We start from the raw sequence: 12,773 nt of genomic DNA, 5'->3' as shown, positions 1-12,773 counted from the left end.
CAAAGTGGTATAGGCTCATAAAATGGTTGTCCCGATTCACGCCGTAAGCCGTATGCCTGGCTAAGCCAGTACACGTAGCCTGTGCAGCACGGCTGCCAGCGGGCGTCCGAGCTTGGGCACCGCCACAAGCTCGGCTTCCGTGATCAGCCTCAAGCGTGCGAGGCCGATCACGAACACTGCGGCGCCTGCGGCTACACCCAGCAGGCTCTCCACGGCTGCCGTGGCACGACCTTCGGCAGCCCACCCCAAGGCACCCAGCACAGCGCTGGTGCCCCACATCGCTGCCCCGGCCGCACCAGCCAGGGCGATAAGCAGCGCCGCCGGCTTGAGCACGCTGGCGGACCAGCTCGCGCGCAGGCCTACCAAGCGAGCCAGCAGCACGATGTTGATCACTGCCGCCAGCAGATAGGCGACAGCCCCCGCAATGGCGGCTCCAGCCGTGCCTAGCTGCGGCACGAGCAGCCAGTTTAGCAGCGCCTTGGCTACTGCAGCCGCGAGCATCGCCAGAGCCGGCGCGCGAACTGCGCCAAGCCCTTGCAGCAGCGCAGCCGAGATGATGCTGAGCGTGCCGCCTACGGCGGTTAGCGCCATCCAGCGCATGACCCCGCTGCCGGTGTCGTCCGCATACAGCATCACATTGACGGGCACAGCCAGCACGATCAAGCCTGTCGCAGCGGCCAGTCCCAGTAGCCAAAACCAGCGCAGCGATTGCTCGCACTGGCAACGTGCCAGTTCCGTACCGCCGGTTACCCGGGCCTCAGCCAGCGATGGAATGAATAATGCCGACAGGGTGGTGGCAAACATCATGACTAGCTGTACCAGCGGCAGACCTCGGTTATACACGCCAAAGGCCACCATAACCGCAGTATCGTCCAATCCCTCCTGCTTTAACAAGCGAGGTACAGTAAATGTGTCTACCAGGCTAATTAACGGAACGGCTAGCGCTCCAAGGCAAACAGGCAGGGCATAACGCAGTATCGCCTTTAACAAGGCACCATTGCTTTCCGCTGGGTGTAGCTCTCCAGCTTGTGCTTGCACTGTCGCCATGACCGTCCCTTGCCTTCTAAGCCTCTTCCTGTGATTTCGCCAATATAGCAACATGACGACCAAGCCCGCTGCTCCACCTGCTGCTGAACCAAACACGGCTCCGGCAGCAATCATATCTGCTCCCGCTCCTTGTGACAGCATGAGCAGCAACAGTATAATCATCACGCTTACCCTTATCGCCTGCTCCGTCACTTGGGAAACAGCAGTCGGAAGCATATTTTGCAAACCTTGAAAATATCCTCTCAGTCCCGCCATAACCGGCACGAACAAAAAGGCAAACGCCGCCGCCCTCACCGACGGAATGACGTGAGCATTGTCGATCCATTGACCAATGAGCGGCGCACACGTATACATCAGCACGCCCAGGATTAATCCGAAGACACCCAAGACAAGCGAAGATAACCGAGCAACACGTTGCCCCGCTGCTCGGTTTCCCACTGCCTCAAACTCAGCTACAAATTTGGATATTGCAGCCGGAAATCCAGCAGCTGCAATGGTAATGAACAGCGTATAAAAAGGATAAACCGTATTATAAATGCCAAACACGCCGTCGCCGCCGATATTCTGCAGCGGGATTTTTTGCACTGTGCCGATCAGCTTGCTCGCTACCGCTGCCAGTGTTAAAATGACAGCACCTCGTAGCAGCCGCGAAGCGGCGCGATTTTCCTGCATTCTCCGTCTCCACTCCCACCTGAAATAATGCATCTTACCCGAGTCCTATTATACCGCCTCTTCTCACGGAAAGAAAAAAAACCCTGTGCAACGTAGGACGGCTTTCGCCATTCTGTACGTCATACAGGGGTGAAACGGGATGTTACTGTTCCATTTGTTTGCCCAGGAAGCCAGCGGCTGTTTCAGCCATTTTGACCTCCATTTCGGACATTTTTACATTTTCGTCCTTGTTCAACAATACAACGGAACCAATGGGATCACCACCGGAAACAATGGGAGCCGCCACAAAGGACGAGAGTGTTTCTTCGTGGTCTCGCGTTAGCTCATAAGAGCCGCTGGCTGTCTCCAGCACAGTTTTGCGATTATCCATACTACCTTCGATAATGCTACCGATTGGCTTGTCCAGAAACTCTTTTTTAGAGCCTCCAGCCACCGTAATAATGGTGTCCCGATCGGTAATCATTGTAATATGGCCCGTGCTTTCAAACAGGGACTCAGCATATTCTTTGGCGAAATCACCAAGTTCACCAATAGGTGAATACTTTTTCAAAATGACTTCTCCGTCACGATCCACAAAAATCTCAAGCGGATCTCCTTCACGAATTCTCAAGGTGCGGCGAATTTCCTTTGGAATAACTACCCGCCCAAGGTCATCAATACGGCGAACTATACCAGTAGCTTTCATTTCACATGTTGCCCCACTTTCTCAAGAAGAATTTAGTAAACTACTGACGGTATCGAAAGACGCTTCCACTCCCCCAGAAGCGGTCACGAAGAACGTCACGGTCATGGTGTTTATGGTGATATCTGACCATAGTATTCATCTGTTCCCAATTCCTTATGCATGTTCAGTTATTTACCTTCGTTTGTAGCTCCATCTTTGGCTGTTCCTGCCTTGGCATCGCCCGTACCGTTTGTTGTTGCGCCCGGTGTAGTTGTGCTACCGGCACCAGAAGTTGCACCGCTTTTCTCTTGCGTAGCTGGTACCTTCGGCAGATTGATTTTCAAATCAAGTTTCGTCAAATCATTTTCGGTAAAGTTTTGGATACTTTCCCCGGCCAATTTATTTTTCAGGGCAGCCTTTTCGTTGTCTTTCAATTTATCAAACGTTGGCTCATTGCGGGACTCCACTTTGATCACGTGATATCCGTATTCCGTTTCCACCGGCTCACCGATTTTGTTAATCGGTTGGGTCTCAGCGGCCTCTTTAAAGGCAGGTACCCATTGCGCTACAGATGCATTCTCATACAGACCTCCGTTAGACGCAGAACCTGGGTCTTCTGAGAATTTCTTGGCAATCGTCGCAAAATCCGCTCCTCCGTCCAGCTTCGCCTTCACTTCTTTCGCCAGCTTGAGGGCATCCTCTTTTTTGCGCTCTTTCTTTGTTTTAGGATCTTGGAAGTTAATCAATACATGACGCACGGTTGCTGTCGTGAATTGATCTTTATTTTTCTCAAATTCCTGTTTTAGCTGATCATCTGTTACTTTGTTAGTTTCGCTGTTGATTACCGTCATTACACGCGTGAAGTAATCTTTCACACCTTGTTCGGTCAGTTTTTTATCACTCAGAAATGTCTTGAACTTATCTTCTCCGACTGACTTTTTATACTGCTCTAGTTGTTCGTTCCCTTCTTTGGCACCCTGCTCCTTGGCTTTGTCGTCCGCTTTAGCCGCCAGAAGCTTGTACACCACTTCCTGCTTTACAATTTGCTCTCGTACCTGATCCGAAGCTAACGCAGCCTCATACTCTGGGTACAGGAATTTCATCATGCTGATTTCTTGGTTGAACTCATTTTCGGTAATCGTTCCACCCTTATAGGTCACGACAACCTTGCTGTTGTCCTTCGGTTCATCCTTGACCTTGTTCTCATCCGCTTGCTTCGTACATGCTGCCAGAACGGATATAGCTAGCAGCGCTGCCATTCCCAAGGAGAGCATTCTCCAAGGTTTTCTTTTATTTAGTTGTGGCATTTTGCAGTTCCTCCTTCAATGTGAATGCTTCTTTCAATGCACTCAAAAATTGTTCCAGCAGTTCTAACAACTGTGGATCACTTAGACCTTTACCCTTTATGCGTGCGCTCATAGAAGTGCCCTGTTCAAATTGTACACGTCTTTCAAAGCGATTGCCAATCTCGGCAAGTTTGGCGGTCTGTACCGCCTGCTGGCGCCCTTCATGGAATTTCAACACGATATTGTCATCCCGTTGTACCATGGACTCGATGCCATACATGCGTCCATATACCTTGAGACGGGCCACGGCTAGCAAATGACGCACAGCCTCTGGCAGATCGCCAAATCGGTCGACCAGTTCATCCTCCAGTTCAGAAGCCTCGTCAAAGGTACTGACCGCTGCAACCTTTTTATAAATCTCAATTTTCTGGATGCTGTCATAAATATAGTCACCCGGCAGGTAAGCATCGACGCCTAAATCAATCGACGTACTCCAATTCCGATTGGACTGATCCTCTTCTCCAAGTACGCTGACTTTACGTTTATTAATTTCCTCAGCCAGCATCTGCGAGTAAAGATCAAAGCCGACGGATGCGATGAATCCATGCTGCTCAGCGCCAAGCAAGTTACCCGCGCCGCGGATGGACAAATCGCGCATTGCAATCTTGAAGCCGGAGCCCAGCTCCGTAAATTCTTTAATCGACTGAAGGCGCTTCTCCGCCACTTCCGTGAGCACCTTATCCCGCTGGTACGTGAAATAAGCATAGGCAATCCGATTGGAACGACCTACACGCCCACGCAGCTGATAAAGCTGGGAAAGCCCCATTTTATCGGCATCATGCACAATGAGTGTATTCACATTGGGAATATCCACGCCAGTTTCAATAATGCTGGTGCTGACCAGCACATCATATTCGCCATCCAGGAAATCCAAAATAGTTTTCTCCAGTTCGGTTTCGGACATTTGTCCATGGCCCACGCCCACCTTGGCCTCCGGTACGAGCGCATTGATCTCTGCAGCCATCTCCTGAATACCCTGCACACGATTATACAGATAGTACACCTGCCCTCCGCGTGCCATCTCGCGTTCAATGGCCTCACGGACTAGAGTCTGGCTATGCTCAACCACATACGTTTGCACTGGAAAACGGTTTTCCGGTGGCGTCTCAATGACTGACAAGTCACGTACACCCAGCATGGACATATGCAACGTACGCGGAATAGGTGTTGCCGTTAACGTCAGCACATCTACGTTCGTTTTCAGCTTCTTCAGCTTTTCCTTGTGGGTTACGCCGAATCGCTGTTCTTCATCGACAATCAGCATTCCCAAATCCTTAAACACCAGATCCTGCGACAACAGACGATGGGTACCAATGACAATATCGACCGTGCCTTGCCGGACCCCTTTAATCGTTTCATTCTGCTCTTTGCGCGAGCGGAAACGGCTCAATACCTGAATATTGAACGGATACCCTGAAAAACGTTCACGGAACGTCTCATAGTGTTGCTGTGCCAAAATCGTCGTCGGTACCAGCACCGCTACTTGTTTGCCTTCAATAGCAGACTTAAAAGCAGCACGAATCGCAACTTCAGTTTTGCCGTAACCTACATCACCGCATAGCAAACGATCCATCGGGCGGCTCTGCTCCATGTCCTTCTTAATCTCTTCGATGGCCCGAATCTGGTCACGTGTCTCATCATACGGGAACATATCCTCAAACTCTTGTTGCTCCGGTGAATCCTTTTCAAAAGCAAACCCTGGTGCCGACTGTCGTTCTGCATATAGCTTGATCAAGTCATCCGCAATATCCTGAACCGAGCTGCGCACCTTACTTTTAACCCGTGTCCACTCATTGCCACCCAGTTTATAAATCTTGGGTTCCTTGTCCTCTGAGCCAACATATTTCTGAATCAAATCAATTTGTTCAATCGGCACTGACAGCTTATCTCCACCCGCGTAGAGGACATGCATGTAATCCTTATGGATACCGCCAACCTCCAGCGTGCCGATCCCCATGTACTTCCCGATCCCGTGATTTTGGTGTACGACGTAGTCGCCCACCTTCAGCTCGCTATAGCTCTTAATTCGTTCTGCATTGTCCACATGGCGGCCCTGCTTACGAGCTTTCCGCTGCTTCTGAGAAAACATTTCACCCTCGGTAATGACCGCCAGGTGAATAGATGGCATTTCAAAACCGCTTTGCAGATTGCCGATAGCCATCGTCGGCTCATCAATACCATAATCCTCAAGCACTCGGCGCATCCGGTCCAGACGTTCATCTCCACTCGCCAGCATCATAACCTGTGTGCCAGCTTTGCGCCAACGATCCATCTCCGCCTTGAGCACATTCATTTGGCCATGGAAATCCTGCATGCCTCGGCAGATGAAGTTCAAAATATTTTGCGGCTGGGTATGAGGAACCTGACGGAGGAAAATCGACAGGAACAACGTCTGAAATCTCCGGTTGTACAGCAGATTGTCCGCGTCGTCTGACAGTTCTAGCTGCGGTAACGTTTTACCGTTTTGAAGCAAATGCAGATTCCATTCTGACTCATCCCGTTCCAGTTGCTTGGCTGTTTCCAGCATACGCGCCGGTTCGTCAATAATCAGAATCGTATCTTCCGGCATATAATCTGCCAGGGTTTTACGTTCAGGATACAGCAGGGAGATATATTTATAGATTTCGTCAAAATACACATGCTCTCGCAGCAACTCAATTTCACGATGGATCTCTTCTTTCAGATGCTGCTTAGCTTGACGATCCGTCATTTTGCCCAGCTGCTCCTCCAACAAAATAGCAGCGGCATCTGCCGCCTGATCCATACGCTGGTTATTCGCAATAACTTCCTTACACGGCGTTACAGTAACGGCCTGAACCTTTTCCACCGAGCGCTGATCTTGCGGATCAAACTTACGGATCGAATCAATTTCATCGTCAAACAGCTCCACACGATAGCCCCAACGGGTTGTCATTGGATAAAAATCAATAATTCCTCCACGTACGCTCATCTCTCCACGTGATTCCACACGCTCTACACGCTGGTATCCCATCTCGACCATATGTAGCAAAAACACTTCCAGCTGAATTGTTTCGCCTTCTTTCAGCTCAATACGAGCCTCACGCCATGTTTCCGCCATTGGCAATAAACGTCGAACACCAGAAAACGGCACGACAACAATCCCACGAAAACCCTGGGCGCAGCGTATCAATACATCAATTCGTTGGGATAAGGTCTCTGGACTGGATATGGCTGCTTCAGCAGCTACCAGCTCATTGGCAGGATACAATAAAACCTGATCGGGGGAAAGCGCTTCCTGTAAGTCATCTGCTATTTTTTGAGCGGCAAACATATTGTGCGTCATGACCATTAACGGTCGTCCGGTATCTTCGGCAAGCGCGGCCATCAGTACCTGTCGGGAAGAGCCTGATAAACCTGATATCAGTTGTTCCTTCATCCCTGATGATATGCCTGCTGCAATGGATGCATAATCAGCATCCTTCGTAAAAGCCTGAATAAGTGCTTGTAACAAAAAAGGCACCCCTTTATGCTTATAAATAGTTACATGTAAACCGAAAAAGAAGCCTCAGCAATGCTGCCAAGGCTCCATAAGCGGAATTGCCGCTTCACCTCTCAAGCTGGTACATCGGACCAGTTGAATACCTGTTATTGGAGCGGATTAACGAGCAGACTCAGCTCTGGATTATTCTCCAGTGCCTGACTGCAATGCTCGCAAATGACTTTGACGGTCACTTCACCGCCCGAATTATACGCTATTATATCTCTACGTTCGGCAGGGGTCAAGGAATGGAAGCCTAACCTTTCTTCGGTTATTGCCGCGGAATCAATTCGTCCCAAGAAAGTTCGACAATGTCTGCATACATAATTAACAACCATGTAATGTATATGCCTCCTGAAAGTTTTCTATACCTTTCAGTATGTCCAACAATCTTCCATTTAAGCCCGTCTGCCTACGTCTAAACTTACTTGTTGAATTCAGCCATCGTCCGTTCAAACGGATGACTCAAGCTGTATTCTAAGGCGTTGCACGTGTCCTCGATCATTCCGGCCAGCAATTCTTTTTCCTTCTTTGGAAAGGTACCTAGAACATAATCGACAATAGCATGTCCAGGCTCCGGGCGGGAAATGCCCATGCGAATCCGATTGAAGGACTGCGTGCCGGTATGTTGAATGATCGATTTAATGCCGTTATGGCCGCCTGCGCTACCTTGATAACGCAATCTTATTTTACCGACTTCTGTATCCAGGTCATCGTACACGACAACCAGATCTTCCATATCGGCCTTATAATAGTCCATATAAGCACGTAGAGACTCGCCTGATAGATTCATATAGGTCATTGGCTTAATCAGTACAGTTTTCACGCCACCAATGTGGCCCTCTCCAATCAACGCCTTGCATTTGCTTTGGTTAATCTGGATGTTATGACGCGAGGCAAGAGCATCCAATGCCATAAATCCGACATTATGTCTCGTTTTCTCGTATTGGGGACCGGGGTTACCCAATCCTACAATCCACTTCATAACCTTGACACCCTCTTTCACAGTCTGGATTTTTTGGTAAAATAGTTGTATTGAGGATTTTGCAAAAATCTAATAAGCGACTTTCAATGAACAATATATAGATCGAAATGGTCTAGTTCGTCTATATATTGCACTTTGGAGCGACTGGAATCGAATTTTGCAAAATCCTGTTATGAATAGGAAGGTGCGTGCCGGTATGCTCAATCAAGGTGATATCCTCTTATATGACAGCCATTTTCTATATCATTTAAAACATTCCGTTCCTGTCCAGGTTTATGACGGGAATGTACATATCCAGATTGGCATCGTTGCGCGTTTTAATGAGCATTTCGTCGAAATAGAGGACACACTATACAATCGTCAACGTTTCACATTCATATCTCGCCCAGGCTTTTAGCCTGACATGCTGATAGGGGTTACCTTTTCCACATGGAAAAGGCAACCCCTTTTTAATGAGCCAGCGCTTATTCGATTTCAAACAGTTTGCTGATCGACAATTCTTCATGCACACGGATGATAGCTTCTCCCATTAATGGAGCCACAGACAATACCTTCAGCTTGCTTGTCGGATTCGGGTGAACGATCGGGATCGTATCCGTCACAACCACCTCTTTTAATGGCGAATTCTCCAGTCTTTCCATCGCAGGACCAGACAATACGGCATGTGTACAACACGCATACACATCTTTTACGCCGCCTTCTTTAAGCGCATTTGCACCTAATACAATCGTTCCGGCTGTATCAATGATATCATCAATTAAAATAGCCGTTTTACCCTCAATGTTCCCGATGATGTTCATCACTTCACTGACATTTGGCTCTGGACGACGCTTATCAATAATAGCGAGCGGCGCACTCAGGAAGTCCGCCAGCTTGCGCGCACGAACAACCCCGCCATGATCGGGTGAAACGACAATCGGGTTCTCAATTTGCTTGGAACGGAAATATTGGGCCAGAATTGGTGCTCCCAGCATATGATCCACTGGAATATCAAAGAATCCCTGAATCTGCATCGCATGCAAATCCATACTGATTACGCGGTGAGCCCCCGCCTTTTCAATCAAGTTAGCGACAAGTTTCGCTGTAATCGGATCGCGTGAACGAGCTTTACGATCCTGACGAGCGTAACCGTAATATGGCATAACGACATTGATACTTTTGGCGGAAGCGCGTTTAAGTGCATCAATCATAACCAATAACTCCATCAAGTTGTCGTTAACCGGCAGACAAGTTGACTGCACAATATACACATGGCAGCCGCGTACGCTTTCCGACAGCTTAACCTGGATTTCACCGTCACTAAACGATGTGGTATGGGATTCCCCCATTGGGATGCCGATGTAGTCCGCAATCTGGTGGGCTAACTTCGGATTGGAGTTACAAGTAAATATTTTGAGTTTGGAATCGCAATAAGTCATTAATAGAAACCCTCCGTGCTGGTTCATTCATTACAGATTCAACAGCTTGCTGATTAAGGTCATTCCGATCTTTTCTTCTTCGCTTTGGCACGTGCGCGGATTTTGTCCGCATATCCGACTTTGTTCTCTTGACGTGGTCTGGCAATGGCCAGATCGTTATCAGGGACAGCATGTGTTACAGTGGAGCCTGCTACAACATAAGCACCTTTTCCAATCTTAATCGGGGCGATCAGATTCACGTTGCTACCAATAAAGGCATCGTCTTCAATTTCTGTAATGGATTTATTATATCCATCATAATTGACCGTTATTGCCCCGCAGCCAATATTTACATTTGTACCCACCTTGGCATCACCGACATAGCTCAAATGAGACACCTTGGAATGATCTCCAATGGTCGCATTTTTCACCTCAACAAAGTCACCAATTTTCACATGTTCGCCAAGCTTCGCGCCTGGACGCAGATAAGCAAACGGCCCCACAGATGTACTGCTTCCCACTTCCGCTTCGTTCAACACCGAATGTTTTACCGTTGCGCCTGAATGGATAATCGTATTCTGAATCTCAGCCTGCGGACCAATCACACAATCTTCTCCGATTTGTGTTTGACCATGCAGCCATGTGTTCGGGTACAGTACCGTATCGGAACCAATAACAACCTCGCTCCCGATATAGGTAGAAGACGGATCAATGACAGTGACACCATTTAGCATATGCTTGCGAACGATGCGCTCACGCATATAGCCCTCAGCTACCGACAAAGCGACTCTGTCGTTAACACCGATGGATTCAGACACATCATCTGTCAAATACGCCTCAACCTGTTCACCTTCACCATGCAAAATACCAATGACATCTGTCAGATAATATTCCTGCTGTGCATTGGTGTTCGTTACCTTGTCCAGCGCTGCAAACAGCTTGGCATTGTCAAAGCAGTACGTTCCCGTATTGATCTCCCGGACAGCATCTTCCTCAGGTGAACAATCTTTCTGTTCCACGATCTTGAGCACGGCCCCGGAAGCATCACGGATAACTCGTCCATATCCTTTCGGGTCGTCCAACTCAGCGGTCAAAATCGTCGCAGCTGCCCCACGGCTCTCGTGCAATTGCACCAAGCCTTCCAGCGTCTCCGCTGTGATCAAAGGAGTATCCCCACAAATGACAATGGTTGTACCTTTTTCCTGACCGAGCAAGTCCTTGGCTTGCTTAACAGCATGGCCCGTTCCCAACTGCTCTGCCTGAAGCGCATATTCTGCCGACGGTCCCAAATAAGACTGTACCGCCTCTGCTCCATGACCCACGACGACTACACTTCGGGACACACCGATTTCACGAACCGTGTCGAGCACATGCCCAACCATCGGTTTTCCGCACACCGGATGCAGAACTTTATATAATTTGGATTTCATACGTTTTCCCTGCCCTGCGGCAAGAATGACTGCCAACCTTTCCAACAAGTCCAACCTCCTATCCTGAAAATAACAGTTACCCCTTGGCTAAAACGTTAATTCCCAGATCAGATTTTGCTTAACTTTTCACAATCCTCCTGAAAAATAACGGCGAACCTTTGGTTAATGGCTATTTTTTCAGGCCAGCTTGTGCTGGACATTCATCCCCGGGACGCATCGCTGCCTAGTCCCTGTCTTATGAAAAAGCCGCTTCGGCAGCCCGGATGGCTCCAAGTTGCCTTAAAACTGACTGTTAACTCACTAAAGAATATATCTCATTCCAGACAAAAAGAAAAGAGAGCCACAGTTAGTGGCTCTCTTTTTCTTTTGTTCCCCAATCCTGCTTTAGGCGAATTAAGCGCCTTCTTCAATAGCAACTTCTTCATCCACAGCCGCACGTTCGTACTCAGTCAATACAGCAGCTTGGATCTTCTCACGGGTTCCTGAAGATATCGGGTGAGCGATATCGCGAAACTCTCCGTCTGGAGTTCGTTTGCTTGGCATAGCTACGAACATCCCGTTATTACCGTCGATAACTCGGATGTCATGAACAACGAACTCGTTATCAATCGTAATGGATGCAATCGCCTTCATTCTTCCTTCTGAGTTCACTCGGCGGAGTCTAACATCCGTAATCTGCATGTGTGTTTCACCACCTTTTTCCAAATAGGACTTGGTGTATACATTCCACACAGCAGTTCGAAATCCTTCTTTTTTTCGGCAATTCGTATCCTAAATTCAGGTAATTTTTTTGAAAAGATTTCTTTTCGACATATTTAGGTATTTTATGATGGATTGTGACAATTTACAGCCCTGTTCACTCATCAAAATAATTGCCCAGCTTGACCGTAATTTGCTTGCTTCGAGAATCGACTGCGGTCAGATTCGCCAGTGAAATATAATCGTGCAGCAGGCGCTCTTCGTTCTCCACCTCGCCCGATTCTACCAGCACACCTACACCGGCCACCTCAGCATCAAACTCAGCCAGCAAGTCGACCATCCCCTGAATCGTGCCACCGGCCTTCATAAAATCATCTACGATGAGCACACGCGATTTCTCACGCATCGCACGTCTGGATAATGACATCGTATGCAGGCTCTTTTGTGATCCTGAAACATAATTAATGCTTACAGCCGAGCCTTCTGTTACCTGATGATCACGCCGTACGAGAACGACTGGCAAATTCAGCTGTGCTCCGGTTGCATAGGCAAGTGGAATACCCTTGGTCTCCACCGTCATAACCACATCAATCTGACGATTGGCAAAGGCGGTCGCGAATATTTTACCAGCTTCGTTCATCATCGCAGGTTGGCCCAGCAAATCGGACAAATACAGGTACCCTCCCGGTAATATGCGGTCAGGCTGCTCCAGTTGCGCACACAGGTCGTTCGCAAACGCAAGCGCATGCTGCTTGGAAAGCCTCGGGATCAGTTTCACGCCCCCTGCCGCTCCCGCCAGCGTCAGAAGCTCGCCAGTACCTTCATCCTCAAATACTTCCTTGATGATGGCCAGATCCTCGCTTATGGACGACTTAGCTGCCCCGTAGCGATCCGCAAAATGAGTAAGAGGCACCAGCGTATGCGGCCGTGACAATAAAAATTGCGTCATTTCCACCAATCGTGAGCTTCTTTTAAGTTTTTTCACAACAATTCCTCGCGATCTATTCTCCTGCCGCCCGCTTCGTACAGTAAAG

Annotated in this window: 11 protein-coding genes; 1 reads left to right on the top strand and 10 read right to left on the bottom strand. The window is 48.6% G+C overall.

The window, feature by feature from the left end; all coding sequences use genetic code 11:
• Positions 1–60 precede the first annotated feature (60 nt).
• The 6 genes from NSQ57_RS00225 to pth all read right to left on the bottom strand — a co-directional run bounded on the left by NSQ57_RS00225 (position 61) and on the right by pth (position 8,213).
• The gene (locus NSQ57_RS00225; protein WP_342425485.1) at positions 61–1,719 is read right to left on the bottom strand and encodes a polysaccharide biosynthesis protein; all 1,659 of its coding nucleotides are present in this window, start codon (positions 1,717–1,719) and stop codon (positions 61–63) included.
• A 142-nt stretch (positions 1,720–1,861) separates the two neighbouring features.
• Positions 1,862–2,404: a stage V sporulation protein T gene (gene spoVT, locus NSQ57_RS00220; protein WP_029519371.1), complete on the bottom strand. Its 543-nt coding sequence runs from the start codon at positions 2,402–2,404 to the stop codon at positions 1,862–1,864.
• A gap of 167 nt (positions 2,405–2,571) precedes the next feature.
• Positions 2,572–3,690, bottom strand: coding sequence for a peptidylprolyl isomerase (locus NSQ57_RS00215; protein ID WP_165150738.1), 1,119 nt, complete (start codon positions 3,688–3,690; stop codon positions 2,572–2,574).
• Positions 3,674–7,201: a transcription-repair coupling factor gene (mfd, locus tag NSQ57_RS00210; protein WP_342425484.1), complete on the bottom strand. Its 3,528-nt coding sequence runs from the start codon at positions 7,199–7,201 to the stop codon at positions 3,674–3,676. Before mfd ends, NSQ57_RS00215 begins: the two co-directional genes overlap by 17 nt.
• Positions 7,202–7,335: 134 nt before the next feature.
• A complete protein-coding gene (locus tag NSQ57_RS00205; protein ID WP_007428020.1) occupies positions 7,336–7,566 on the bottom strand; it encodes an anti-sigma-F factor Fin family protein in 231 nt (76 codons plus the stop codon).
• A gap of 86 nt (positions 7,567–7,652) precedes the next feature.
• The gene (gene pth, locus NSQ57_RS00200; protein WP_029519374.1) at positions 7,653–8,213 is read right to left on the bottom strand and encodes an aminoacyl-tRNA hydrolase; all 561 of its coding nucleotides are present in this window, start codon (positions 8,211–8,213) and stop codon (positions 7,653–7,655) included.
• Positions 8,214–8,409: 196 nt separating this feature from the next.
• On the opposite strand from pth, the gene NSQ57_RS00195 reads away from it, so the two are divergent.
• A complete protein-coding gene (locus NSQ57_RS00195; RefSeq protein ID WP_029519375.1) occupies positions 8,410–8,610 on the top strand; it encodes a hypothetical protein in 201 nt (66 codons plus the stop codon).
• A gap of 67 nt (positions 8,611–8,677) precedes the next feature.
• On the opposite strand, the gene NSQ57_RS00190 is transcribed toward NSQ57_RS00195, so the two are convergent.
• The 4 genes from NSQ57_RS00190 to purR form a co-directional block, all read right to left on the bottom strand.
• Positions 8,678–9,631: a ribose-phosphate diphosphokinase gene (locus NSQ57_RS00190; RefSeq protein ID WP_013308125.1), complete on the bottom strand. Its 954-nt coding sequence runs from the start codon at positions 9,629–9,631 to the stop codon at positions 8,678–8,680.
• 59 nt (positions 9,632–9,690) lie between these two features.
• Positions 9,691–11,088 (bottom strand): bifunctional UDP-N-acetylglucosamine diphosphorylase/glucosamine-1-phosphate N-acetyltransferase GlmU, encoded by a 1,398-nt coding sequence (glmU, locus tag NSQ57_RS00185; protein ID WP_165150744.1) that lies wholly within the window; start codon positions 11,086–11,088, stop codon positions 9,691–9,693.
• 345 nt (positions 11,089–11,433) lie between these two features.
• Positions 11,434–11,721 carry a septation regulator SpoVG gene (gene spoVG, locus NSQ57_RS00180; protein ID WP_007428016.1) on the bottom strand — a complete coding sequence of 96 codons (288 nt, stop codon included), beginning with the start codon at positions 11,719–11,721 and terminating at the stop codon, positions 11,434–11,436.
• Positions 11,722–11,896: 175 nt separating this feature from the next.
• A complete protein-coding gene (gene purR / locus NSQ57_RS00175; RefSeq protein WP_013308122.1) occupies positions 11,897–12,724 on the bottom strand; it encodes a pur operon repressor in 828 nt (275 codons plus the stop codon).
• Positions 12,725–12,773: the final 49 nt, after the last annotated feature.

The sequence above is a fragment of the Paenibacillus sp. FSL L8-0502 genome (genome assembly GCF_038593055.1).
Lineage (GTDB): Bacteria > Bacillota > Bacilli > Paenibacillales > Paenibacillaceae > Paenibacillus > Paenibacillus polymyxa_D.
Note: the sequence above shows the minus strand (reverse complement) of the source record. Positions and strands in the feature narration are given on the sequence as shown.

Coding starts and splice junctions, on each gene's coding strand:
- NSQ57_RS00225 (WP_342425485.1), bottom strand. CDS start 1,719: ATGCAGGAAAATCGCGCCGCTTCGCGGCTGCTACGAGGTGCTGTCATT.
- spoVT (WP_029519371.1), bottom strand. CDS start 2,404: ATGAAAGCTACTGGTATAGTTCGCCGTATTGATGACCTTGGGCGGGTA.
- NSQ57_RS00215 (WP_165150738.1), bottom strand. CDS start 3,690: ATGCCACAACTAAATAAAAGAAAACCTTGGAGAATGCTCTCCTTGGGA.
- NSQ57_RS00205 (WP_007428020.1), bottom strand. CDS start 7,566: ATGGTTGTTAATTATGTATGCAGACATTGTCGAACTTTCTTGGGACGA.
- pth (WP_029519374.1), bottom strand. CDS start 8,213: ATGAAGTGGATTGTAGGATTGGGTAACCCCGGTCCCCAATACGAGAAA.
- NSQ57_RS00195 (WP_029519375.1), top strand. CDS start 8,410: ATGCTCAATCAAGGTGATATCCTCTTATATGACAGCCATTTTCTATAT.
- NSQ57_RS00190 (WP_013308125.1), bottom strand. CDS start 9,631: ATGACTTATTGCGATTCCAAACTCAAAATATTTACTTGTAACTCCAAT.
- spoVG (WP_007428016.1), bottom strand. CDS start 11,721: ATGCAGATTACGGATGTTAGACTCCGCCGAGTGAACTCAGAAGGAAGA.